Origin of the sequence: Paraburkholderia sp. MM5384-R2 (assembly GCF_014201025.1) — a bacterium.
In the GTDB taxonomy this organism is placed as follows: domain Bacteria; phylum Pseudomonadota; class Gammaproteobacteria; order Burkholderiales; family Burkholderiaceae; genus Paraburkholderia; species Paraburkholderia tuberum.
This window is the reverse complement of record NZ_JACHDI010000004.1, coordinates 156,265-180,366: the sequence shown is the minus strand read 5'-3', so window position 1 is coordinate 180,366 and position 24,102 is coordinate 156,265. Positions and strand designations below refer to the sequence as shown.

The window sequence follows — 24,102 nt, the reverse complement described above, 5'->3', positions numbered from 1 at the left end:
TAACTGAAGGGAACGCCTGTACTTCCGGTCGTCCGCTCAGGGCCGATGACCCGCCGAGCGACTGGCAGGAATGGATGGCCGCTGTAGTTTGGAAGCTGCCGAATAGGTGGTGATGGTTCACGGTCGGCTTGGAGTCGATTTGACGCAATCGCGGACTACCTTACTCCTGCAAGGGATGTCGACCGCCGGATTAATCGCGAACTGTGGCAGCAGTCGTTCACCGACCTCGCATGGTTTTCATTTCCTGTGACACCGGACACACGTCTACGCGTTAACCCTAAAAGTTCCGTCGCTTTGTATCAATTTTCGCAACAAACATTACCTACCTCACGACTTACTCTGTCCAGTTCGCCAAATTACAATGCAATCACTGACTACGAACAAGCAAGTTCGCAGCAAGATAAAACCCTGAACTGGAGGTAAGTATCATGAAATCGCTGATTCAAGCCGTTGTCATCGCCGTCGCTGTCGCCGCTCCGGTCGCCGCGTTCGCGCAAGCCAACCAGCCCATGACCCGCGCTCAAGTGCGCGCCGAGCTGATCCAACTGGAAAAGGCCGGCTATCAACCTGGTCACGCCGACCCTCACTACCCGGCTGACATCCAGGCTGCGCAAGCCCGCGTCGACGCGCAAAACGGCGTCGGTCAAGCCGCTACCGGCTTCGGTGGTGTGGTGAGCGGTACGTCGCAAACGAGCCATGCGGCTCCGACGAGTGGCCCGAAGTCGGTCTACTTCGGTCAGTAAGCGGTAGGTGGCAGGCGGTTCGTCAAGCGCAGTCGTGTGGCCACGAAGCCCTACGGCGAAACGAACCGCGAACACTTCCAAATAGCGCGTCCTTGCGACGCGCACCCCGATTCAAATGAACTGGCCCGCGACTCGGGTATCTCCGAGCGCGGGCCAGTTCGTATGTGGTTACCTCCGTCATCGGGCTCCCGATGACTTCGCCCAGGCCTTCACGGTCTGGGCGCTTTTTCGCGCCGCTCTGCGTGCGCCGCGATGAATTCTCAGCTGCCCGCGCTCAGTCGCGTGCGATCAGATTGCCGACCTGGCCGCGCCCGGTCACGAGGCAACTCGACAGGAAGCTCTCGCTCTGCGCGCTCGCGCCAGCGTCACCAAAGCCCTTTTTCAACGCGTCCGATTTGACGAGCGCCGCGCCCTGGTGACATGTAATCGTGCCGACCTCGCCCGCCTGCGCACGCATCAACGCCCGATCCGCCATCAGATAGCCAAGCAAAAGCACCAACGCAATATTGAACGCTTGTCGCATGGGTCGCCTCCTTTTCGAAGAGACTAACGTGAAGCGCGAATGCAGTGGCCTGGGGCTTTCCCGATTGTTGAAGATTCAATGATCCAGAATAAATCGCGGCTATTGCGGGCGATTCGTAGTGCATTGAAGCGATTCAGTTTTATTCGATGCGCGTGACTGTGCGCGCAACCGTAGGCGTTTACGCCTACAGCCGAGTTTCGATCCGCGCGATGCGGCTATTGATCGCATGGCGCACCAGCGCATTCGACGGCACCAGCAGCAGCGATGACGCGATGATCCGATACACGTCATGGCGCGTCACCTTCGACACTTTCGCCGGATCGAGCCACGCGTCGTTATCCGCGAGCAGCAGTAAGGTGTCGAGGCCGATGAGGATCGGCCACAGGCAGGCGAGCCGCAAGCGCACCGCGCTCACCGGAATCGCGAGCGTATAGTCGAGCGCCGCGCGGAAATGATCGAGGGTCTTGCGCAACAGTTCGACGAGCAGCGGCCGCGCGCGCATCGAATTGGCCGGTTGCAGCAGATCGCGCGCGCTCAGACCGTGGCGCTCGAGCATGCACTGCGGCAAATAGCAGCGGCCGATGCGCAAATCTTTTCCGCAATCGCGCAGCACGTTGGTCATTTGCAATGCCTTGCCGAAACGCACGCCACGCTGCTTCATCGTGTCGGGTTGTTCTTTCAGCGTGCCCGGCATGTGCGCGTAAGTCATCGCGGTCCAGAACTCGCCGACGCAGCCCGCGACCAGATACGTATAGCGATCGAGTTCGTCGTATTCGCGCAGCGCCGCGATCTGGCCGGAGCGTTCGTCGGGGAACGTGCGCAGATCGAATTCCATGCCCTCGGTCAGCGTCGTGACGATCGCGCGCACCGCGTGGCAGTCGGACTGGCTCAGTTGCGCGAGCACGTCGAGCGCGGGGCTCAACGATTCGAGCAGCCGCTTTTCATCCGACTGCGCCTGCTGACCCGCGACTTCCGCGGCGATGCGCTGGAACGGCGCGCTGTCGACGGCCACGCCATTGACCTGATCGCGCAACGCGAGCAGCAATTCGAGGCGTTGGCCCGGCGCGATCAGCGAGGTGTCCGCAATCGTATCGGCCGCGCGCGCGAGCAGATACGCAAGGCCGATCGGATCGCGCATGCCGATGGGCAGCACGCGCAGCGTCAGATAGAAGGAGCGTGAAACGCCTTTCAGGAGCGGGCCGAGAAGAAAGGCCCGGGTCGGATTCGGCATGGGTTGGATCGGTTGGCAAATAGGCGGGTGAAAGCCCGCTGGGATCAGGCGCTGCCGAATTGTATACGGCGAGGCGCGTCACCCGGTACACCATGAACCAGCATCAGAAGCCGTCCGCCGAAGCCGGCGCCACTCGCAGCCGCCGTTCGAACCTGCACCTGACCTATGGGATCGGCAGCCTCGAGCGCAGCCTGCGGCGCCGTATGAGCGAAGCGCTCGCCTTTCCGTTTCATTGCATCGGTTTGCAAGTTCGACCGGCCACCGCACTTCACTCCCCCTCATACCGCATGCACCGGGCTCCTCGCCGCCGGCCTTTTTCGCCCTCTCACGCCGCCCTGTCGAGCACACGCCGTTCGCCGGGCACACGTTGCCGGATAGACTCCCCGCATTTCACGCCGCAGGACACTGTCGCTCGCGATCGGGAATGGGGATTGCTGCCCCAACGGGTTTGAGCACAGGACGGTTACGACCAGGCCGTCGCTTGCACTTTGAACGACACATCGACAATGACTACCGACGCATCCAACACGTCCCTCCCGTCCGACGCGGCCCGGCCTGACGCGGCGCGACGCAATGTCGAAACCGGCGTGCCCGGTTTCGACGAGATCCTCGGCGGCGGTCTGGTGAGCGGTGGCGTCTATCTACTGGAGGGCATGGCCGGCGCCGGCAAGACGATCCTGTCGAGCCAGATCGGTTTTCATCGGGTGCGGCAAGGCGAGAAAGTGCTGTACATGACGTTGATCGCCGAATCGCACGACAAGCTGCTCGGTCACCTGAAAGGCCTGAGCTTTTTCGACGAAGCCGCGGTCGCGCAGCAGATGCTGTTCGTGTCCGGCTATCACGAGCTGATGCAGGACGGACTCGACGGTTTCCTGAAGCTGATCGCGTCGAGCATCTACGACTACCGGCCGAGCCTGATGATCATCGACGGCTTTCGCAGTGCGCGCGAATTCAGCGAAACCGAGCTGTCGCTGTCGAAGTTCATCCACGAGCTGAACGCGCTGGTCGCCGCGATGGACTGCACGACGCTGCTGCTCGCGCCGCTGTCGGGCAACGAGTCGCATCCCGAGCACACGCTGGTGGACGGTCTGATCGAGCTGAACAGCTATCACGACGGCATGCGGCGCGCGCGCGAAATCGAAGTGCACAAGATGCGCGCGCGCGATCATCTGATGGGCAAGCACTTCTTCCGCATCGCCGGCAGCGGGCTGCTGATGTTCCCGCGCCTCGAAGCGCGGTGCGCGGAGCAAGCGGGCCCCGTCGATCTGAAAGCACGGCTCGGCTTCGGCTTGCTGCACCTGGACAACCTGCTCGGCGGCGGCTTCGCGCAAGGCGCGACGACCACGCTGATCGGTCCGTCGGGCGTCGGCAAGACCCTGCTGTGCCTGCAGTTCCTCGCGGCCGGTCTCGCACGCGGCGAGCGTTGCGTGTATCTCGGCTTCTACGAGAGTCCGCAGAGACTCATCGGCAAGGCCGAAGCGGTGTCGATCGCGCTTGCCGATGCGTGGCAGGACGGTCGTCTGATGGTGCTTTGGCAGCCGGCGATCGAACTCGCGGTCGATGAAATCGCGTCGAAAGCGCTCGCCACCGTCAAGCAGACCGGCGCGACGCGCATCGTGATCGACGGCGTCGAGGGCTTTCGCGATTCGGCGTTGCGTACCGAGCGCTTCGGCCTGTTCCTCAATGCACTGCTGCATCAGTTGCGCGAAGCGACCGTCACGACGCTCGTCACCGAGGAACTGCCGCTGTACAGCGATCCGGGTCACGCGAAGGCCGTGCGCGTGTCGGCGTTGACCGAAAACCTCGTGCTGCTGCGCTACGCCGAGACCGAAGACGGACTGCGGCGCGTGATTTCGGTGGTGAAGCAACGCGAAAGCGCGCACGACACGTCACTGCGCGAACTGTCGATTTCGTCGCAAGGACTCGACGTGATCGACGGCTCGTCCGGCGCCGCGGGCACCCAACCGACGCCGGGCTTGTCGGCCACGCTGCGATCGCGGCGAAAAACCTAGCCGCCCATGAAAACCATTCTGGTGGTGGACGACGAGTTCGACATCCTCACGGTATGGCGGCTGCTGCTGGAACGACACGGCTATGCGGTACGGACGGCGTCGAACGGCTCCGTCGCGCTCGAACTGGTCCGTTCGAGCCGGCCCGATGTCATCGTGTCCGATTGCATGATGCCGGTCATGTCGGGCCTCCAGTTGTGCGCGGCGCTATATGAGGACCCAGAGCTGCGCGAGATTCCGATCATCCTGTGCAGTGCCGCATCGGACATTCCGGTGCAGCCGAATCCACATTTTGCCTACGCGCGCAAGCCGCTTTCGTTCGACCAGTTGCTGGCGATGCTGGTGCGCATGGGTGGTTGACGGCCGCCCTTCCTCCCCCCGCCTTCTCTGCCCCTTTCCCCCGCTAAAACACAGCTTGAGACGCTCGCGCCATTTGTCGAGCGTCTGCAGCGTTCTGCGATTCTCCGTGGCCTTTTACAGTAGGCCATCGATCGCGCATGGCCAGCAACCCGCAGCGCGACGCAACTTTCGGAGGTCGTCATGAACAGCAATCGTGGTGCGGTTCCCGTTGGCTTCTTGAGCATCGCGGTGGGCTCGTTGGCGCTGGCCAACCTGTGGCGCGTCGCAAGCCGCCTGTGGCACTTGCCGGCAGTCGCCGGCAGCGTGGTGACGATCGCGGCGCTCGCCGTCTGGGTCATCATTCTGTTCGCCTACGCGCACAAGTGGTTCGCACGGACCGCCGCCGCACGCGCCGAACTGGACCATCCGGTGCAGTCTTCGTTCGTCGCCCTCGCGCCGATCTCGACGCTGCTTGCCGCGCAACTGCTGCAGCCGTACGCGCATACCCTCGCGCTGACGCTGTACGGCATCGCGGCGATCGCGCAACTCGGGCTCGGCGTCTATCTACAGGGCAAGCTGTGGCAAGGCGGCCGCAAGCCCGAACTGACCACGCCGGCGATCTATCTGCCGACGGTCGGAGCGGGCTTCGTCGCGGCGGCGAGCTCGGCCGCATTCGGCTTCCATCAACTGGGCGAGCTGTTTTTCGGCGGCGGCATGCTGGCCTGGCTCGCGCTCGAATCGATGATCCTGCATCGCGCCGCCGTGCATGAACCACTGCCCGAAGCCCTGCGCCCGACCCTCGGCGTGCAACTCGCGCCGCCAGTCGTCGGTGGTGTCGCGTATTTGAGCCTCACCAGCGGCACGCCCGATCTATTCGCCTACGCGCTTCTCGGCTACGGTCTCTATCAGGCGCTGATGCTGCTGCGTTTGCTGCCGTGGATCCGCCAACAGGCATTCGTGCCCGGCTACTGGGCGTTCAGCTTCGGCGTAGCGGCGTTGCCGACGATGGCCCTGCGTCTCGTCGAACGCGGCGCGACGGGTCCGATCGAATTCGCGGCACCGGTTCTGTTCGTGGTGGCGAACGCGATCATCGCGATTCTGGTCGTGAAGACGCTTCAGCTGCTCGTGCAAGGCAAGCTGATGCCGCCCGTGGCGGCGAGTTCGACGGCGCCGGCGCCGGTCACGCAAGTCACAACGGCCGGGCGAATCGCCCGGGTTCAATAAGCTGCGGGCAGCGACCGAACGCGGCGGCGACGCGCAAAGCGTCCCGCCGCGTTTTTGCGTTTGTGTCAGAACCCGTGCAACGACACGACGATCAACGCAGCCGCGACGATCGCGACCACGTCCTCGATCAACGCCGCGGGCGCATCGCGCCCGAACATGCTGGCGAGCGAACTGCGTACCTTCGCGCCGCCGAGCGTGCCGATCACCGCGCCTACCGCGCCGACCACCGCGCCCACCACCCCGACGATCATGCCGCCCGCCAGGCCGCCATGCGCGCCGCTGATCGCCGCGCCGCTCAGCGCACCGAGCACGATTCGCGCGCCGAACTGCAGCGGCACCTTGCGGCTCGGCGTTTCGGGCAATTGATCCGTGATCAGTTCGATGAACGCCAGCACGGTGAAGATATACGGCGTGGCCGCGAAGCCGAGGAAGGCAAGCGACGTGCCTTGCAGCGGCAGCCATCCCAGACGCGCGGCCCAACTGACGGCGGTGGGGGCGATCATCGCGCGAAGGCCGGCGACGACGCCAATCAGCAAGGCCAGAACATACACGGACATAGCGGACTCCCGATCGAGGGCAATGATGCAAGGTTGCACGAGCCGACGGCTTACCTGGACGAACGTCGGCAGAACATGTCGAGCATTCCATCTGGACAGTCAACTTCTCACCACCTACATCGAGGCAATCCGCGGCGGCCGTTCACCGTTGCTCACAATTGCCGGCTCTTCATTGCCGACTTGCCACCGCATGTCTGGCGCGGCGCCGGGCATACGATTGCCCCCGTCGATGTGGCCCTAGTGTCGCACAATTCGACTGGCGAATAAGAGACAGGGAGTCGGCGAAGTGGGCCGATGGTGATAAGTTAGCCCACTCATAAGAAAATCTTGTATCTGCACCATGAGACCGTATCTTCCGCTCAACGCGCTGCGCGCGTTCGAATCGTCCGCGCGGCATCTGAGCTTCACGCGCGCGGCGCAAGAGCTGAACGTGACCCAGGCCGCGGTCAGCCAGCAGGTCCGCTCGCTGGAGGAGCGGCTCGGCACCGCGCTATTCAAGCGTTTGCCGCGCGGCCTCGCGATGACCGACGAAGGGCTCGCGCTGCGTCCCGTGCTGTCCGACGCGTTCGATCGTATCGAGGCGGTGCTCAAGCAGTTCGACGGCGGGCATTTTCACGAGGTGCTGACGGTCGGTGTGGTCGGCACGTTCGCGGTCGGCTGGCTGATGCCGCGCCTGAAGTCGTTTCGCGACGCGCATCCGTTCGTCGAGCTGCGGCTGCTGACCAATAACAACCTCGTCGACCTCGCGACCGAGGGCCTCGATTTCGCGATCCGTTTCGGCGACGGCACGTGGCCCGGCTCGCTTGCCACCAAACTGCTCGACGCGCCGCTCGCGCTGCTTTGCACGCCCGAGATCGCCGCGCGCCTCGCACGGCCCGACGATCTCGCCAACGAAACGCTGCTGCGCTCGTACCGCATGGACGACTGGATCAACTGGTTCGCGGCCGCGGGCATCGCGCCGCGGCCGGTGCGCGGACCGGTGTTCGATTCGTCGCGGTTGATGGTGGAAGCGGCGATACAGGGCGCGGGCATCGCGCTCGTGCCTGCGTTGATGTTCGAAAGGGAGATCAATACCGGGCGTCTGGTGCGCCCGTTCGACGTCGAGGTCAAGGCGGGCAGTTACTGGCTGACCTGCCTGAAGGGCAAGCCGATGACGCCGGCGATGTTGCTGTTCAGTCAGTGGCTCGCCACGGAAGCGGCCACGGCGGGTCACGCATGAGGTCCTACGCGGCCGTGCGGCAATACCGGTTCATCGCGGGCCGCTCCGCTTGCGGCGGGAACACGTTCCACGAACCGTCGCCGTGGCGGAAGAAGAAAATCGACAGCAATCCTTCCGGCTTCAACGCCTGCACACATACATAGCGTTGCTGTTGCGACGCGCGATGGCAGAACCGCACCACGCGCGCGGGCATCGACGGCGTGGGTGCGAGCCATTTGTCGACGGCCCAGTGCAAGCTTTTTTCTGCGGCTACCATGATGTTCTCCTCGAATCGTCCCGTTCCTGACGCGCTGCGTTCACGCGACTTGCGCGAGTTGCGCCACGCGGTGTTCGTTCCTCGCCCCGCTCTCGACAAACGCCTTCACGAGGCACAGCAGTGCGCGCATGCCCGTGCTCGGATGACGCAAGCAGCAATGCACCTGTTCGCTGCGGCTTTCGCCGAGCAGACACCACGCGCAGAAGTGTTCGCAGTTATTGGTCAGCAGGCGATAGCGGTTCTCGCCGAGGCGGGAGCGCGCGCGGCGCACCGCATCGGCGCCGACGTAGATCGCGCTCGGCGTCGCGCGAACCGACAGCGAATGGCCGGCGGTGAAGCGCGCGAGCTCGACTTCCTCGACCGGTCCGGGATGCGCGGAGGCCGCAAAGCCCGAGTAGTGCACGACGCGGCCATTGCCGACATAGATGCCGTGATGTTCGTAGCCGTTGCGTTGCGTGACCAGGTGCGCGCCGATCGGCAGATCGATCGTCGATGATGCGGTGTCGCAAGCGGCTGCGGATTGCGGGTCGTCGTCGCGTGTATCGAGCGTTTGGGTGTTCATGGCTGGCCTCGTTCGCATTTCCAACACTGTTGCGACAGCTTTTGCATCATCCGGGCCAGGCGCCGGAAAGCCCCTGTTTACAGGGTTGACGGCTGATCGAGCGGTTTTCTGAAGAGGCAGATGTCAGGACGGGACCAACAGAAATCGCGCTGATCTGTTGGTGTGCGACGCTCATTTGCGAGCCGTGTCGCGGGTTGATTTCAACTGAATGGAGAACTCGCGGGACCCGCTGAATGTGTTGGGTCTCACACCTGTTCGAATGTGGGCTTGTTGGCCGCGAGCCGACCGATCGCGTCGAGCGCGTTCGTGGTAAAGCCGCGCATGCCGCGCCAGTCAATGCGCCGCGGGCTTCGCGCCGAATCCGCCCCCGATTGGCATGGCCTTTGCACCGTGTGGTGCAGAGTCCATTCAGCCGCGCGCATTGCGAACGCGGCCAACCGGAGAACGACATGTCCTGCATCAAATTGAACGACCTCTCGCTGAACCTCGCGCTCGATCGCAAGGCGATGGCGGCGATTCGCGGCGGCGGCGGCGCGCCATGGATCTATGGCTGGATTCAGCCGTACGTGCCGCAAACGCCGAGCATTGGGCCGGTGGTCAATCTGTACGAGGTCTCCAACAACTTCTATGCTAACCAGATGATCAACCAGTTCCAGTCGGTCGACGTACGCAATACCGGCGCGAACGCGAACCTCACCGTGTCTCCGGACGCACGCAACCGAAACGATATGGTGTAGCCGTTGTGACATGCGAGAGCCAATTTCGCTGGACATCGTCCGCGCGTTCCGACACGGGACGGGTCCGCGAAATCAACGAAGATGCCTGCCTCGACGAACCCGAAGCGGGACGCTGGGCTGTCGCCGATGGGATGGGCGGTCACGCGGTCGGCGACGTTGCCAGCCGCACCGTGATCGACGCGTTGACTCAACTGGCGGCGCCGCACGGCCTCAGAATGCTGATCGCCGATGTACGCGCGCGTCTGCAAACCGCTAACCGTCAATTGCGCGACGAAGCCGCGCGCCGCCAGGTGCAGCGCATCGGCAGCACCGTGGTCGTGCTGCTTGCATGCGATCGCTTCTGCGGCTACGTGTGGGCCGGCGACAGCCGCATCTACCTGTACCGCGCGGGGCAATTGCGGCAACTGACGCGCGATCACAGCCAGGTCGAGGAGCTGCGCTCGCTCGGCGTCATCACCGACGAAGAGGCGCGCCATCATCCCGCGCAGCACATGATCACGCGCGCGGTCGGGGCAACGGATTCGCTCGAACTCGACGACGACGCGATCGAAGTCGCCGACGGCGACGTGTTCCTGTTGTGCAGCGACGGTCTCAGCAACGAACTGAGCGACGACGAGATCGCCGACGTGCTGACCACGGCGGAGCGCGAAAACGCATGTTGCGAACTCGTCGACCTTGCGCTCGCGCGCGGCGGGCGCGACAACATCACCGCAGTGGTCGTCGAAGCGCAGGACCCGAATGCGGCGGACAAGACCTTGCTGAACCCGGCGCCTTGATGATCTTCAGGCGCGCGTTTCACCGAGCGTTCAGTGGTCCTTCACTCAGCCTTCGTCGTCTTCCTCGTCGCGCTCGTTCGCGCCGTTCTTCGTGGGCGGCGCATTGCGATTGCGGAAATCCTTCGAGTGCAGGCCGTGCTTTTTCAGCAGCATCTGCAAGTGCGAGCGATTCATATCGATGCGCCGCGCCAGTTCGGCGACGGTCCCGCTGACTTCACGCAGTCCGCGTTCGAGGAACGCTTTTTCGGCGTCGTCGCTGGCCGCCCGCTTCGCGTCGCTCAACGACATCAGATTCGCGACGCTGATCGGCTGCTCGCCGCTCGCCTGTCCGCCCTCCGCCTGCGCCGCCGCCGAACCGGGTGCGGCGGGTCGCATATCGAGCGGCAAATGCTCGACGTCGGCCATGTCTGCAGCCAGACATGAGATGCGGTACATCACGTTGCGCAATTCGCGAATGTTGCCCGGATACGCGTAGCTCAATAGAAAGTCCCGCAAACGCGGCGTCAACCTGACTGGCCGGCGTTTCAGGATGCCCGCAGCTTCGTCGCCGAACCATGCAATCAGCAACGGAATTTCGTCGCGCCGTTCGCGCAGCGGCGGCAACGTCACGTGAATCACGCTGAGCCGGTAGAACAGATCCTCGCGAAACCGGCCTTCCTCGCTGAGCTTGCGCAGATTGCGATTGGTCGCCGCGACGATGCGCGTATCGACCGCGATCGTTTCGTCGGAGCCGACGCGTTGAATCTCGTGCGCCTCGAGCACCCGCAGCAGCTTGACCTGGCCCGCGAGCGGCAACTCGCCGATTTCGTCGAGAAAGATCGTGCCCGTATGCGCGCTTTCGAATTTTCCCTTGCGGTCGCTCGACGCGCCGGTGAATGCGCCCTTGCGATGCCCGAAAAGTTCGGATTCGAGCAGATTGTCCGGAATCGCGCCGCAGTTCACCGAAACGAACGGCTTGTCGGCACGCGAGCCATTCGCGTGAATCACTTTCGCCATCAGCTCCTTGCCGGTGCCGCTTTCTCCATCGATCAACACCGGCAAATCGGTTGGCGCCGCTTTTTCCGCGATTTCGAGCGATTCGAGCAACCGCGGGTTGTCGCCGAACGTGCCCTCGAAAATGAAGCTGCGTTCGAGCAGTGCCTTGCGGCGCGCACCGCGCGATTGCTCCGCGCTCGTTTGCGGCTCGCCCGCGGTGGCCGCCTGCACGAAGCGCTCCTTGTGCGAAAGCTGCATCACTTCGTCGCGCAACGACGTGGCCTGCCTCAGCAGCTTGTCGATATCGGCGCGTTCGAGCCGCGACGACCAGCGCAACGTGGAGCGCAGGATCTCGATCCGCTCGATCAGTCCCGCGTACGATATCGCGGGGCTCGCCTCTTCAATCTGGTCGAGTATCTTCATCATGATGCACTCAACTGTTTCTGCACGAGCTGATAGTACATGCCGCCGCGCTGGATCAGTTCCTCGTGACGGCCCTGTTCGACGATCGCGCCTTCATACAGCACGAGAATCTTGTCCGCGCGCATGATCGTGCTTAGCCGATGCGCGATGATCACCGCCGTGCGGCCCTTCAGGATGTCGTGCATGTTGCCGAGAATATTGCTTTCCGATTGCGAGTCGAGCGCCGACGTCGCCTCGTCGAACACGAGCAGACGCGGATCGTGATACAACGCACGCGCAATGCAAAGCCGCTGGATTTGACCGCCCGACAAACCGATGCCGCGCTCGCCGACGATCTGCTCATAACCGAGCGGCATCTTGCTGATGAAGCCATGCGCGTCGGCCATTTTCGCGACTTCCTCGATGCGGCGGCGCTCCGGCGCGTCGTCGCCGCTTGCGATGTTCTCGGCGATCGTGCCCGAGAACAGCAGATTGCTTTGCATCACGTAGCCGATTTGCGCGCGGAAATAAGTCTTGTCGATCACGCCGGAGTCATAGCCGTCGATCGTTATTTTCCCTTCGCTCGGCCGATAGAAGCCAACCAGCAGCTTCGCGAGCGTGGTTTTTCCCGACCCGCTGCGCCCGACGATCGCGACCAGTTCACCCGGCTTGATATCGAAGCTGATGTTCTCCAGCACATAAGCGGAATCCTCTTCGCCATAGCGGAAGTACACGCCTTGCAGGCTGATTTCGCCTTGCAGCTCCGGCAGCATCACGCGCGAGGGCAAATCCTGCGGCTTCTGTTCGGGCTCGATATCGAGCACATCGCCGAGCCGTTCCATCGCGACACCCGCATCGTTGAGCATGCTCCACAAGCCGACGAGACCCATCAGCGGACTCAATACGCTACCCATGAATGCATTGAACGCGATCAGCTGACCGATCGTCAATTCACGCGCGAGTACCAGATTCGCGCCGACCCAAAGAATCGCAATCGTCGTTGCCGCATTCAGCAATTGACTGCCGAAGCCGACCAGAATATTGAATGCGTGCGCGCGATACTGCAATTCGAGCGCCTTTGCGTATTTCTTCTCCCAGCGCAACCGTACCGGCCGCTCGATGCCCATGCCCTTGACGGTCTCGACGCCGGACAGAGCTTCCATCAGGAACGACTTCGCCTCGGTCGACGCCGTGAACACCTCGCGGGCGTAGCCCTTGATCTTCGGCGTCGCGATCACCGTGAGTCCCATGATCGGAATCACGAACGCGATCAACACCAGCGTCATCTTCACGTTGTACACGAACATGATCGTGAAGTAGATGAAGATCATCAGCAGATTCAGCGCGGTCGTCACGGTGGATTCGGTCAGGAACGCGCGGATCGTCTGGTTTTCCTGAAAGCGCGCGAAGATATCGCCGGTCTTGCGCTTCGCGAAGAACGAGAACGGCAGCGACAACGTATGCTTGAAGAACTGCGACATCATCGCGAAGTCCATGTTGCGAACCATGAAGTTCGCCAGATACGCGCGAATCGTCGACATCAACTGCGTGAAGACATTGGAGATGATGAGCCCGCCGATCAGCATATGCAGCAGACTGACGTTCTGATGCACGATCACGCCGTCCAGAATGTTCTGAATGATCAGCGGTGGAATCACGCCGAGCACCTGAATCACGAAGGTCGCCAGAAACAGATAGCCGAGTATCTTGCGGTACGGCTTCAGATAGCCGACAAAGCGAATCCACGGCGAGCGCTCGGCCGACATCTGCAGCAGCTGCGATCCGCCGGTAAACAATAGGCAGGTGCCGCTCCACCCGCGTTCGAAATCTTCGACGCTCAGCTTTCTGAAACCGAGTGCCGGGTCCGCCACCCAGACATAGTCTTTCGACAGCCCGTACACGACCACATAGTGATAGCCTTCCCAATGCACGATGAACGGCAGATCGAAGCCGCGCAGCGAATCGAACGTGCATTGCACGCCGCGCGTCGTGAAGCCGAGCGACTCGCCCGCGCGCGCGAGACTGTCGAGCGTTGCACCCTGCGTGGTCACGTTCGCGAGTTCGCGCAATTTGCCGAGCGTCATCGGAATGCCGTAATGGCGGCAGATCATCGCGAGACACGCGGCGCCGCAATCCATCTCCTCGGCTTGCTCGACGAGCGCGAAACGCCGGATGATCTTCTCGCCGAGTTCCGGCTTGCTCTGCAGGTCGAGCATCAACGGCAGCTTGCGCCGCTGTTCGAGCCGCTTTTGCCGCTGCAATTCGCGGTCGCCATAGCGGATGCGCTCGTCGAGCACTTCTCGCAGTTTCGGATTGCGCTCGAGAATGAAATGAACGGTGCGCTCGGGGATGACCAGCAGCCGCGTGTCGGTGGTTGCAACGACCGATGCCATCTGTTCCTGGCGCATCAGGCACGCCTTCTCGCCGAATATCTCCCCTTTGCCGAGCGTCGCGAGCGTATAGTCGTGGCCCTCTTCCTGCCGCACGATGCGCACCTGGCCTTGCCGCACCACATAAAGCCGCCTGTCGTCGCGGCCGTCCTGTTTCAGAATCTCCTTGCCGGCAGCGACCCGTTTTGCGCCGACGCTGCGCACGTACTCTTCGAGTTCCGCCTTGTTCAGCTTGCCGCGCAGATCGAACAATTGCGCGACGAAGCCCCCGGCCGAATTGATCGCCACATAGCTGGCGACGAACGCCAACGCGGCGGCGTTGCCCGCCATCACCGGTTCGATCGCGCTGCGCGGTATGAACAGCACTTCGGTCTTGCCCGACGAACGTACCGACGCTTCGTGAACGTACGAGCGCAACATCGCAATGTCGGCAAAGATCTCGCCCGACTTGCGCACGCCCATGCTGGTTTCCTTGCCGTGCTCCTCGGTGAAGATACGTACGGTGCCCGAGCGGATTACATAGAGACCTTCGGCCACTTCACCGGCCGAGCACACCGTTTCGCCAAACGGATAGAACTTTGCCTGCGCGTACTCGGCAAGCCGCTCGATTTCGTCGCGCGAGAACGGCGACAGGATCTCCACCGAAGCGAGAAATTCGGCGGTGGAAGGCGCGGATGGCGCGGTCTGGAGGGCGTCCATGTATCGGTGAGCCTCGCTTTTTATCGGGCGCTAGTCGGGCACTAGCGCGCTTCGATCACGTGTTCCTGGGCGCGGGCAATGAGCCAGCTCTCGCGCAGCAAACGGCGGATTTCGGTGGCCACGTCGGCATCGAGCGTGGCCGGATATTTGGCCGTGACAGCGAAGATCTCGAAACACGAACGGTCGGCCGACGGAAACGGCCCAAGCAGATCGCCGACCGCCGCATTGAAGATCTTCGCCTCGATATCGGGCTTCAGCGAACCGCGCAGTACCTTGCCGATCACGCCGCCCGACTCGCGCGTATCGGCAATCGAATGCTCGCGCGCCATCTCGCCGAAGCCGTCGGGGTCGTCGTGCAGGTACGAGATCATTTCCTTCGCCTTGCCTTCGCTATCGAGCACGATATGGCTGACTTCGATCGCGTCGAACTTCGGTGAATTCAGCGCGAAGTAATCATGGATCGCCGCGTCGTTACCGATGTCGTCGAGCATCTTCTCCTGATAAAGCCCGTCGGTAATGAACGCCTCGAATTCGTCGAGGCTCACGTGCAGCGCGTCGAGATAATGATTCATGTCCGCCGCGCGATGCAGCCCGCGCACGCGGCGAAACTGGTCCGCGCGTTGCTGGATTTCGTCGGCGCTGACGGCGACGCCCTGCTTCTTCGCCGCATGGACGGTAAGCTTGTCGCGCACGATCTGCTCGACCAGGCTCTCGAACTGGCCGGTCAGTTTCAGAAGACGAATGAACTCGTCCACGTCCACGACTTCGTCATCGATACGCACTATCGCGGTCATTTGCTCGGCTCCTTTCGTGGATGTTTGATTCGCGCGCTCAACCCGCCACCTCTCTGAACGGATCGAGACCGAGGTCGATCAGGCGCCGCTCGCGCACGACGATTTCCGCATTGGCGGTCATGCCGTAACGCAGCGGATAACGCGTGCCGGCCACCTGGTAGTAGTCCTTGTCCAGCGTGACACGGCCTTCGTAGACCGGTTGCTTGTCCTGCGCGGATGGCTTCGTGGCCGGCGAGATATAGGCGAGCGTGCCGCTGATCAACCCGTAGCGCTGGTAAGGAAACGCGTTGAACTTCAATTTGACCGGCAGGCCCACGTGCAGAAAGGCGCGGTCGTGTTCGGAGATTTCGATCTTCAGCACGGGCCGCGCGTCTTTTGGCGCAATGCCGCCGAGCGGTGCATTCGCCTGAATCTTGTCGCCGCGCTGCGTCGACGTGACGTCGGTGATCACGCCTGAAACCGGCGCGAGAATCAGCAAAAAATTGTCTTTATCGATGTTCTCGAAACGCACCCGCGCGGCGGCATCGGCTTCGAGGCGCGCGCTTTGCAGTTGCACGCGCAGTTTGTCTTCCGCATCGGTGATGTCGCGCACCGCCTGATCGTATTGCAGTTGCAGATCGGTGCTTTGCTGGCCGCTCGTCGCCAGTTGCGCATTGGCCTGCGCGTATTCATGGCTCAGACGAAAGTCGAGCTCGGCCAGCTTCGACTGCGCGACACGGTAAGCGTTATCCGCTTCGAGCGCGGCCGTGCGTTTCTGCTCGACCTGTAATTCGGCAATGCCACCGCCGCCCGGCTGCGCGAACAGCCGCGAATAGCGATCGAGTTCCTGATTCGCCGCTTCGCGCGTGCGGCGCGCGTTATCGAGCGAGCTGCGCGCTTCGTCGAGTTCGGCCTTCTGCCCTTCGGCAAGCTTCGTCGTGCCTTCTGAAACGCGATTCTCGTGCAAGCGCTCCTCGACTTCGAGTTGCGCCTTCAACGACGCGGCCTTGCGTTCCATCAACGCCTTCTTCTCCGGGAACTGCTTCCATTCGCGTTCGGCGTCTTCGAGTTTCAGTTGTGCCTGTAACGCATTGCTCGCTGCCTCGATCGCGCCGCGCGCATTGAGCCGCGCGAGCACGTCGCCTTTCGACACCGGCTGCCCCTCGGCGATATACAGATCCGCGAGTTCGCCGTCGATCGGCGTATAGATGCGCCGCACCTCCGATTCCGGCGACAACGTGCCGGGCGCACTGACGATCACATCCGCGCGGCCGACGAACGACCACAGCAGACCCGACACGACGAGCGCGACCATCGCCCAGATCAGCGCGCGCGCAATCCGCACCGGCTCGGACGTCAGAATCGCAATGCCTTCGACGCTATGATCTTCGAGCGCCTCCGACAACGGTCTAGGGTGAGGATCGCGTTTCACTCTGATCGCCTCCAATCAACGCGAGCTTCGCTTTCAGCAGCCCAGGGTCCAGCACCATGCGCAACTCGGTCAACGAGCGGCGCTGCAAACTCGCTTCGGCTTCGATATCCGCTAGCAGGCGATCGAAGTCGGCGGGATGATCGGCCTTCAACTGCGTATAGATGCGCATGCCCTGGCGTGCCGCCGTCTGCGCGTCGCTCAGCAGACGCGCCTCGTTGCGAAAGCCCGGCGAGATGCCGGCTTCGAGCCGCTGCGTGCCGCCGATCGGGCCGTTCGCGCGGTACTCTTTCCACAGGCTTTGCGCGCGCACCAGCAGATCTTGCGCATGCGCGAGCGCCTTGTCATGCAACGCGGCCACGTCTTTCTGGATCGCCTGCACGAACCATGCGTCAATCCGCGGATCGAGGCTCGCGTAGAACGACAGCAGACGCTGGTCGTAATCTTTCCCGTCACGCGTTTTCCGCAGATCGTTGTATTGATCGGACAACGCCTTCTTGTGCGTCGCTTCGGCCGCGAGCACATCGGACCACCGGCTCGCCGGCATCGACTGCAAATCGTTCAGCGCCTGCTGCGCGTCGCCGCGCTGCCACGCGGCATCGACCGCATCCTGCCGTTGAACGATGTCCGCCGACGGCAAGCGTGTAGACGCAAGCTGCTGGAATTGCGCCTGAAAGGGCGGCGTGCTGAAGCGCACCGTTTTCATCATCGCCAGCAATGACGTCAATTGACGGCTCAACGCGGCATTCAGCAACCCGGTGTATTGGCGCAAATCGTCGCGCACTCTATCGAGCCCCGCGAGCCGCGGATAACGCTGCGCGTAATCGTCGAGTACCGGCAGCAGCGCGTCGGGTTTGTCGCGCGAAAGTTCGGTATGAATTACGCCATTGAGCCGATCGATCGCGGCGACGTACACCGAATCGTCGCTTTCGAGCTTGCGCAGATGGCTGAGCGTGTGTGCGTAGGGCTCCGCGAAGACCGGCACGTAACTCGCAATCCGATCGAGCGCGCGCTGGTGACTCGCCGCGTCGTCGTCCCAGCGGTGCAGCAGACCGTTGATCGTCGCTTCGTCCGTATACATGCGGATCGGCGCGTCGACGCCGCCTCGCGCCGCGACGAAGCGTTCGAGATCGCCGACCCATTGCAATTCGCCGACCAGCGACGCGGCATCGGCGTCATTTCCGCTCAACGCCCTCATGTTCTTCAGCAGCATGTCGGCCTGGTCGAACTGCGCTTTTTGCACGGCTTCGATCCAGCCCGGCAAGTTCGCTTTCAACAACGCCTCGCTCGCGAGCGCGCTGATTTTTGTGTCCGCCGGATGCGTGGCCAGATAGCCGCGCGCCATCGTGAGAGCGCTCGAGTAATCACCGCTCGCGAGCAGGCTCTTCAACTCCCGTTCCGACGAACCGTGCAGATAAAGGCCCACGCCAAGCGCAACCACGATCGCGATACCCGCTGCGCCCCATGCCGCCGCGCGCCGCACATTGGTGCGCTCGCCGTCCGCTAACGCCTTGTGGAGTTCGCCGGCGACCATCTTCCAGCGACGCGGCTTACCTCTTGCCGCGCTGTTAGCTTTGCCGCTTCTTTCGTTCGCGCCGTCTCTCGTATCGGCGGGATACCCCGCCTGCGCACCTTTGGCGCCCTGCGCGCCATTTGCCGTCCCTACTCCGTCACGCTTCGCGCGCGCGGAGCCAGGCTGCGCCGCTTCATTCACTTCGTCTTCGCGTTGCAGCGCCGGATCGACGCAAAAGATGTCGAGAAACGAATGCGCAGCGCCGACGAAGGTCGTCTTGTCGGCATCGGCGGCACTGTCGACAGCGGGCTGAAGAGAGAGCTGGGTCACGGTGGGTTCGACGTCGGCGGAGTTCTGTAGCGACACCCTGTAGACGAAGTGGTCGCCGCCAAATGCAACGACGTCGCCCTCCGCTAGTGCAAGCGCCGATTCGCCGATCCGCTGTCCATTCACGAACGTGCCGTTGGTGCTGCCGAGATCCTCTACATAGAGCTCGCCGCCCTTCAGAAACAGGTGCGCATGGCGCCGGGAAATGTAATTGACCTGGTGCGGATAACGGTCTTTGTAGCGCGAGAAAACCTCGTCCGTTTTACTGATCAGAAATGGAAAAGCCAGCACGTCGACCGGTTGCAGACCCAGGTCATCGCGCTGCGGCACCAGCAATAGATGAATGAGGGGAGAAGCGCTTCCACCCGTGACGACACGCGCGCGCGGCTCGATGCCGACGCGATAGCGCAGTTCACCGCCAAAGCAGAGTTCATCGCCGGCGCGTACACGCGCGGGGGTTTGTCGCACCGCGATGCCGTTGACCGTCGTGCCGTTCTTGCTGCCGAGATCGGCAACATAAATCGCGCCATGCTCGATGAAAACGCGCGCATGTCGGCGCGAGAGAGCGGCGGTCCATGGTGCGGGATAGTCGCTGAACGGCGCTTCGCTGCGGCCGATGGCGAACAGGTTGTCGACGATTCGAATGGCGTCGAGCGCGGGGCGCTGCGCGCAGGCAACCGGTGACAACACCACGTCGAAGGCAGCGTCCACTGTCACGCGTATTTCAGCAATCGGAGCTTCGCCGGTGGCCATTTTATCTGGATCGCTAAGCGTTTACCTGCCGCGGCGGGAACGCGGGGCGAACTGGACGAAGAACAACGGCGCAACGATATTGTCGTGAAGAGCCACGCAAACGCTGACCCCTAAAGAATTGTAAGTCACGCATCGAGAGTGTCAATTTGGATATCGCCGGATGAGAAGACCGCGGATAAGCCGTCAGCCGACGAAATACCCGCGCGGTACGCCAACTCGTGGATTAGCTCAATGTTTCGTTACTTCTCTTTGACCTGCGCTTGCACGTCGACACCGGGCCATCCGCCGCCGAGCGCCTTATAAAGCGTTACCGTATCGGACAGAATCAATTGGTGGTTTTCCAGCAACGCCTGTTGCGCCTCCAGCAAGGTCCGCTCGTCTTCGAATACTTCGAGTTGCGACACGACGCCAAGGCGCAGTTGCGACTGGATCTGATCCGCGACGATCTGCAGGCGCGACACCTGCTGCAGCAATTCCGCGTGCTGCGCCTTATGGGCACTCAGATTGACGAGCGCGTTCTCCACTTCCTCGAATGCGCCCATCACGGCCACGCGATATTGCTGCTCGGCGACTTTCGATTGCGCCTCGGTCACCTTCACATGCGCACGCACGCCGGGATCGAACAGCGGAAAATTGATGCTCGGCATCAGGCCGAACGTGAACGACTTCAGCAGTTGGTTAAGCGCGTAACTTGCCGTGCCGCCTTGCGCGGTGAGGCCGATGCTCGGCAATTGCGCGAGCTTCGACTGACCGACGAGGTCATAGGCCTCGAGCACCCTGAATTCGGCCGCCACCACGTCGGGGCGGCGCGACAGCAATTGCGCGGGCAAACCATCGGGCACGCCCGGCAATTTCACGCGCTCCTGTAAATGGCCCTGCGGCACATGGAATTCGCCGGCCGGCACGCCGAGCAACGTGCATAGCGCGTTGTCGGAGACCGCCCGCGAGCGGCGCAGATCATAGAGATCGTTGGTGAGCCGGTTGAGTTCCGCCTGCTGGCGCAACACCTGCGTTTGCGGCACGAGCCCATTGCGCGCCTGGCCTTCGTAGATCGCCAGGATTTGCTTGTTCGTGGCGATGGTCTTTTGCTGCTGTGCGATCTGGTCGTCGAATTGCAGGATCTGGAAATAGGTACTGGCCACATTCGCGACGAGTTCGAGATACCCCGCGCGCCAATCCGCCTCGCTCGCGTGGAATTCGGCCTTTTGCGCCTGCACGCCTTTTTCGACCTTGCCCCAGATGTCGATGTCCCAGTTCACCTGCAGCGCGAGGTTGTACGTCTTCGTCAAAGGCTGGCCAGTCGTCTTCGTGTAGTCGGCGCCGGCACCGAGGTCCACCGTCGGCAATGCGGCCGCGCCTGTCTCGCTGATCTGCGTGTGCGCGACTTCGATACGCGCGGCCAGCACCCGGATATCGAAGTTGCCGTCGATCGCCTTGTCGATCAGCGTATCGAGGTACGGGTCCTGGAAGCCCTTCCACCAGTCGCGCTCGATCGTCTCCGCGGCCGATACCGGCGCGCCATTGCGATCCGACCACGCTGTCTTGGCCGGCGTGTCCGGGCGTTGATAAGCCGGCATGCTGACGTCGACGCACGCGCTCACTGCCAAAGCGCACATCGTTGCCGCGCAGATCCCGCTTAGCACACGGGCTATGCGGCGAGGCGTCCTGGCTTCAGCAGGAACCCGCTGAAGGTCCAGCGAATCACACGACGAATCGAACGATGATTCCGGCAATGCTGACACGGTGGTCTCCAGTTGCACCCGCCTGTTTCGCGCGAGATGCCCGGTTTTTCAGGCCGAGCCGCTTCCGCGCGGCTTCGGCAATGAAGCGGCGGAAAAGTCGATGCGGGGAGCGGCGGATACGCGAAGGATGCGTGGAAAGGACGATTGGATTAGCGGTCTTTTTGAGCGACGCGCCTGTTGGGGCACGCACACGCGGCCGCCCGGGCCGCGCGTGCGCCGCTCACTACCCGTTGTTGACGTTGCTCGAGTAAATGGTCGGTTGGATGTAGGTGGTCGTACCGCTGACCAGCGCCGAGTTGTTGCCGTTCGCGCTCTGGATGTTCATTTCCGTGTTGATCATCTGCGTCGTGGAGACGTTCTTGATGCTGGTCGGCGCATAGACGGGCGCATAGCTGAGGTACGACGGCATCGAATAGTAGCCGTTGCCACCGCGCACGGCGCTCATCGCCTTGCTGTCGAGTTGTTCGGTGTTGGACAGGTCCTTGATCATCAGCGTGTTCATGGCAAATCTCCTGGGAATGGGAAAGCGCATCGTGGTGCGTCGGGTTCGAGCAACTTGTCTGCTCGGGCGCTACTGATGCATGGGCTATGCCAGGAGTGCCTTGCTTTCGTCATTCGCGTCCTGAACGCCTTGTAGCAAAGGCCAGGAAGATCGCACCCGCTGTCCCGACGCTGACGAGCGGCGAAGCGAGACCAGTGAATGGTGGATCGCAGCCAACAGCGCGCGCGACATTGTTGGCTGCTCGATGACAGTCAGCGCGCGATCACCGTGATCTTCTTCGAATACACCGGCGGGTTGTGCGGCATATGCATGTCGTCGCCCATCAACAGCTGCAGCGTATGCTTGCCTGGCGGCAACGAAATCATCGTTTCCGTTTCGCCCGCGCCGAAATGCAGATGATGGCGATCCGAGGGTATCTCCTGATCCATCGGCGGCAGATCGGTATCGATCAGAAGATGATGGTGGCCTGTGTTCGGGTATTTCACGCCTTTCGGCGCGACCCCCATGTAACGCAGACCGAACCACACGCGAAACGGTTTATTGGCGGGCACCACCTGGCCATCGTTCGGATAGCCGATATACACGTAAGCGCCGGGCGGCGACGGCGTCGCTGCCCACGCGCCCTGCGGCGCGGTCGGTACAGTGAGCGCCGCTGCGACGAATGCCGCGGCCGCAATGATCTTCTTCATCAGGACTCTCCGTTCCGGCTTGACCAGTTCGAACGAACGGACCGCGTTAGTTCTTTAGCACGGTGATGGTGATCTTCTTCGAATACACGGGCGGTACGTGCGGCACGTGATTATGGTCGCCGAGAATCAGCTGCAGCGTGTGCTTGCCGGGCGGCAACTCGATGCGCGCGTCGGTTTCGCCCGCGCCGAAATGCAGGTGCTGGCGATCCGATGGAATCTCCTGATCGAGCGCGGGCAAATCCGTGTCGATCAGAAGATGATGGTGGCCGGTATTCGGAAACGCGACGCCCTTCGGACACACGCCCATATTGCGCAGCCCCATGCGCACCCACAGCTTGCCGCCGTGAATCACCGCGCCATCCGACGGCCAGATGATGTACTCCTCGGCCCCCGGCGGAGACGGCGTCTGCTGGGCGCGCGCAACGCCGCCAGTGCCGATACCGAGGCAGACCGCGACGAGCGTCGCGCACACCGCCGCGCGTAATCCGCCGCGACGCGCTTGCGCCGGATCACGACTGCCGAAAAGAAAGGAAACACGGGTTCTTCGCATAGCGCACTCTCCCGAACAGGAGTCATGGCTGGGGCCCGGCTATCGATGACCTTCCGGGTGTTCGAGCGGCATGTCGCGGATCGAAACCGGCAGGCAGCCCACCTAGTTAAAACGACCGTGTGACGTGACTTTCTGAATTAGCTTAGGACGTAACTTGCCAAAAAGATACGCAATGCTCGTTAACCGTATGACGCGTTAAGGACTCCCGGACAGTTGTGACGCAAAGCGCGTGCTATCGTTAATAAAGAGCGCGGGCAGCGCGAGCGTGGTGCACGAATGCCTGAACTCTGTCCGGTACAAACAGGATATAAGGATGTGGCGACGATTCCTGCTGGTGTGCATGGTTGGGGCAATCCAGGCGCAGTGGGACAGTGCCGATGCCGCGACGCAACATGAAAGCATCGAGCCGAGCCCGGCTTGGGTAGCGAGTCATCCGGCGCGGCCGGCGGACACCGCTTTGCTCCTTTCACCGTTTGCTTCGTCACGCGACGACACGCATTCGCGGCGCGTCGCGCTCGTGATCGGAAACGGCGAGTACGGTGACGCCACTAACCCGATCCGCGCCAACGCGCCGCGCGACGCCGAATCGATCGGCGCTGCGCTCCGTGCGCGTGGCTTCGAAGTCATCACGCGCACGAATGCTACGCCGCCGCAAATGCGCGCGGCCATCGACGAATTTCAACGACGATTGCGAACAGGCGATATCGGAGTGTTCTATTTCGCCGGACACGGCATGCAGGTGGGCGCACAAACGCTGCTTTTGCCGGCGGGACTCGATGCGCGAGCCGACATCCGCGCGCCGGTGTCGCTACTGAATAACGGCGTCGATCTGAATACCGTTTTGCATGCGATGCAATCCGCCCGTGCCGGCCGGCTCAATCTCGTGATTCTCGATACGTGCCTCGACAATCCATTTGCCCCCGCCGCGGTTGCGATCGATAAACCGAGGATCGCTGCCAACACCGTGATTGCCTATGCAACCGCACCGGGCGGTTTCGCGGCGGACGGTCCGCGGCATGGCGTCTATACCGATGCCTTGCTGCAAGCGCTCAACCACGCCGACGCATCGTCTCGATCGCTCGCCGCGCTGTTCCGACAGGTCGGTGCCGAAGTACGCACCGCTACACGCGGAACGCAGCAACCGTGGCTCTCTGTCGCGAGTTCATCCATTCCCACAAGTGG

General features: G+C 62.5%; 21 protein-coding genes and 1 pseudogene. 8 read left to right on the top strand and 14 right to left on the bottom strand.

Features of this window, described 5'->3' with window-relative positions:
- Positions 1–428: 428 nt before the first annotated feature.
- On the top strand, positions 429–743 hold the full coding sequence (locus HDG37_RS09195) for a DUF4148 domain-containing protein (protein ID WP_184046288.1): 315 nt from the start codon (positions 429–431) through the stop codon (positions 741–743).
- 274 nt (positions 744–1,017) lie between these two features.
- Here the strand turns inward: HDG37_RS09195 and HDG37_RS09190 are convergent, their stop codons facing one another.
- Positions 1,018–1,266: a hypothetical protein gene (locus HDG37_RS09190; RefSeq protein WP_129961873.1), complete on the bottom strand. Its 249-nt coding sequence runs from the start codon at positions 1,264–1,266 to the stop codon at positions 1,018–1,020.
- Between the two features lie 184 nt (positions 1,267–1,450).
- Positions 1,451–2,497: a phytoene/squalene synthase family protein gene (locus tag HDG37_RS09185; RefSeq protein WP_184046286.1), complete on the bottom strand. Its 1,047-nt coding sequence runs from the start codon at positions 2,495–2,497 to the stop codon at positions 1,451–1,453.
- A 506-nt stretch (positions 2,498–3,003) separates the two neighbouring features.
- Here HDG37_RS09185 and HDG37_RS09180 point away from each other — a divergent pair.
- From HDG37_RS09180 to tehA, 3 genes are all read left to right on the top strand, one after another.
- The gene (locus HDG37_RS09180; RefSeq protein WP_184046284.1) at positions 3,004–4,509 is read left to right on the top strand and encodes an ATPase domain-containing protein; all 1,506 of its coding nucleotides are present in this window, start codon (positions 3,004–3,006) and stop codon (positions 4,507–4,509) included.
- A 6-nt stretch (positions 4,510–4,515) separates the two neighbouring features.
- Complete coding sequence (locus tag HDG37_RS09175) at positions 4,516–4,866, top strand: PleD family two-component system response regulator (protein ID WP_184046282.1); 351 nt, start codon at positions 4,516–4,518, stop codon at positions 4,864–4,866.
- A 180-nt stretch (positions 4,867–5,046) separates the two neighbouring features.
- Positions 5,047–6,069: a dicarboxylate transporter/tellurite-resistance protein TehA gene (gene tehA, locus HDG37_RS09170; protein WP_184046280.1), complete on the top strand. Its 1,023-nt coding sequence runs from the start codon at positions 5,047–5,049 to the stop codon at positions 6,067–6,069.
- 65 nt (positions 6,070–6,134) lie between these two features.
- Here the strand turns inward: tehA and HDG37_RS09165 are convergent, their stop codons facing one another.
- Positions 6,135–6,626: a DUF4126 domain-containing protein gene (locus HDG37_RS09165; RefSeq protein WP_184046278.1), complete on the bottom strand. Its 492-nt coding sequence runs from the start codon at positions 6,624–6,626 to the stop codon at positions 6,135–6,137.
- Positions 6,627–6,966: 340 nt separating this feature from the next.
- Between HDG37_RS09165 and HDG37_RS09160 the strand changes: the two genes are divergently transcribed.
- A complete protein-coding gene (locus HDG37_RS09160; protein WP_184046276.1) occupies positions 6,967–7,845 on the top strand; it encodes a LysR family transcriptional regulator in 879 nt (292 codons plus the stop codon).
- A 4-nt stretch (positions 7,846–7,849) separates the two neighbouring features.
- On the opposite strand, the gene HDG37_RS09155 is transcribed toward HDG37_RS09160, so the two are convergent.
- A complete protein-coding gene (locus HDG37_RS09155) occupies positions 7,850–8,101 on the bottom strand; it encodes a hypothetical protein (protein ID WP_184046274.1) in 252 nt (83 codons plus the stop codon).
- A gap of 40 nt (positions 8,102–8,141) precedes the next feature.
- Positions 8,142–8,663 (bottom strand): lecithin retinol acyltransferase family protein, encoded by a 522-nt coding sequence (locus HDG37_RS09150; protein ID WP_184046272.1) that lies wholly within the window; start codon positions 8,661–8,663, stop codon positions 8,142–8,144.
- A 449-nt stretch (positions 8,664–9,112) separates the two neighbouring features.
- Here HDG37_RS09150 and HDG37_RS09145 point away from each other — a divergent pair, with 449 nt between their 5' ends.
- Positions 9,113–9,400 (top strand): hypothetical protein, encoded by a 288-nt coding sequence (locus tag HDG37_RS09145; RefSeq protein WP_090807566.1) that lies wholly within the window; start codon positions 9,113–9,115, stop codon positions 9,398–9,400.
- 5 nt (positions 9,401–9,405) lie between these two features.
- Positions 9,406–10,176, top strand: coding sequence for a protein phosphatase 2C domain-containing protein (locus HDG37_RS09140; RefSeq protein ID WP_184005175.1), 771 nt, complete (start codon positions 9,406–9,408; stop codon positions 10,174–10,176).
- A gap of 45 nt (positions 10,177–10,221) precedes the next feature.
- Here HDG37_RS09140 and HDG37_RS09135 read toward each other — a convergent pair whose 3' ends face one another.
- From HDG37_RS09135 to HDG37_RS09095, 9 genes are all read right to left on the bottom strand, one after another.
- The gene (locus HDG37_RS09135) at positions 10,222–11,577 is read right to left on the bottom strand and encodes a sigma-54-dependent Fis family transcriptional regulator (protein ID WP_184046270.1); all 1,356 of its coding nucleotides are present in this window, start codon (positions 11,575–11,577) and stop codon (positions 10,222–10,224) included.
- Positions 11,574–14,642 (bottom strand): peptidase domain-containing ABC transporter, encoded by a 3,069-nt coding sequence (locus HDG37_RS09130; RefSeq protein ID WP_184046268.1) that lies wholly within the window; start codon positions 14,640–14,642, stop codon positions 11,574–11,576. Before HDG37_RS09130 ends, HDG37_RS09135 begins: the two co-directional genes overlap by 4 nt.
- A 41-nt stretch (positions 14,643–14,683) precedes the next feature.
- Positions 14,684–15,436, bottom strand: a complete 753-nt coding sequence (locus tag HDG37_RS09125; protein ID WP_184046266.1) for a peptidylprolyl isomerase — start codon at positions 15,434–15,436, stop codon at positions 14,684–14,686.
- Positions 15,437–15,473: 37 nt separating this feature from the next.
- Complete coding sequence (locus tag HDG37_RS09120) at positions 15,474–16,847, bottom strand: HlyD family efflux transporter periplasmic adaptor subunit (protein WP_184046264.1); 1,374 nt, start codon at positions 16,845–16,847, stop codon at positions 15,474–15,476.
- Positions 16,825–19,437: an FHA domain-containing protein gene (locus HDG37_RS09115; protein ID WP_184046262.1), complete on the bottom strand. Its 2,613-nt coding sequence runs from the start codon at positions 19,435–19,437 to the stop codon at positions 16,825–16,827. The genes HDG37_RS09120 and HDG37_RS09115 overlap by 23 nt, the downstream gene beginning before the upstream one ends.
- Before the next feature lie 239 nt (positions 19,438–19,676).
- Positions 19,677–21,053, bottom strand: a complete 1,377-nt coding sequence (locus HDG37_RS09110) for an efflux transporter outer membrane subunit (protein ID WP_221311941.1) — start codon at positions 21,051–21,053, stop codon at positions 19,677–19,679.
- Between the two features lie 349 nt (positions 21,054–21,402).
- Positions 21,403–21,681, bottom strand: a complete 279-nt coding sequence (locus HDG37_RS09105; protein ID WP_184046260.1) for a hypothetical protein — start codon at positions 21,679–21,681, stop codon at positions 21,403–21,405.
- A gap of 251 nt (positions 21,682–21,932) precedes the next feature.
- Positions 21,933–22,370, bottom strand: a complete 438-nt coding sequence (locus HDG37_RS09100) for a DUF4399 domain-containing protein (protein WP_184046258.1) — start codon at positions 22,368–22,370, stop codon at positions 21,933–21,935.
- A 46-nt stretch (positions 22,371–22,416) separates the two neighbouring features.
- Positions 22,417–22,920 (bottom strand): DUF4399 domain-containing protein, encoded by a 504-nt coding sequence (locus tag HDG37_RS09095; RefSeq protein WP_184046256.1) that lies wholly within the window; start codon positions 22,918–22,920, stop codon positions 22,417–22,419.
- A 313-nt stretch (positions 22,921–23,233) separates the two neighbouring features.
- On the opposite strand from HDG37_RS09095, the pseudogene HDG37_RS40280 reads away from it, so the two are divergent.
- Positions 23,234–24,064 (top strand): annotated as a pseudogene (locus tag HDG37_RS40280) (caspase domain-containing protein); the annotation flags it as partial.
- Positions 24,065–24,102 lie beyond the last annotated feature (38 nt).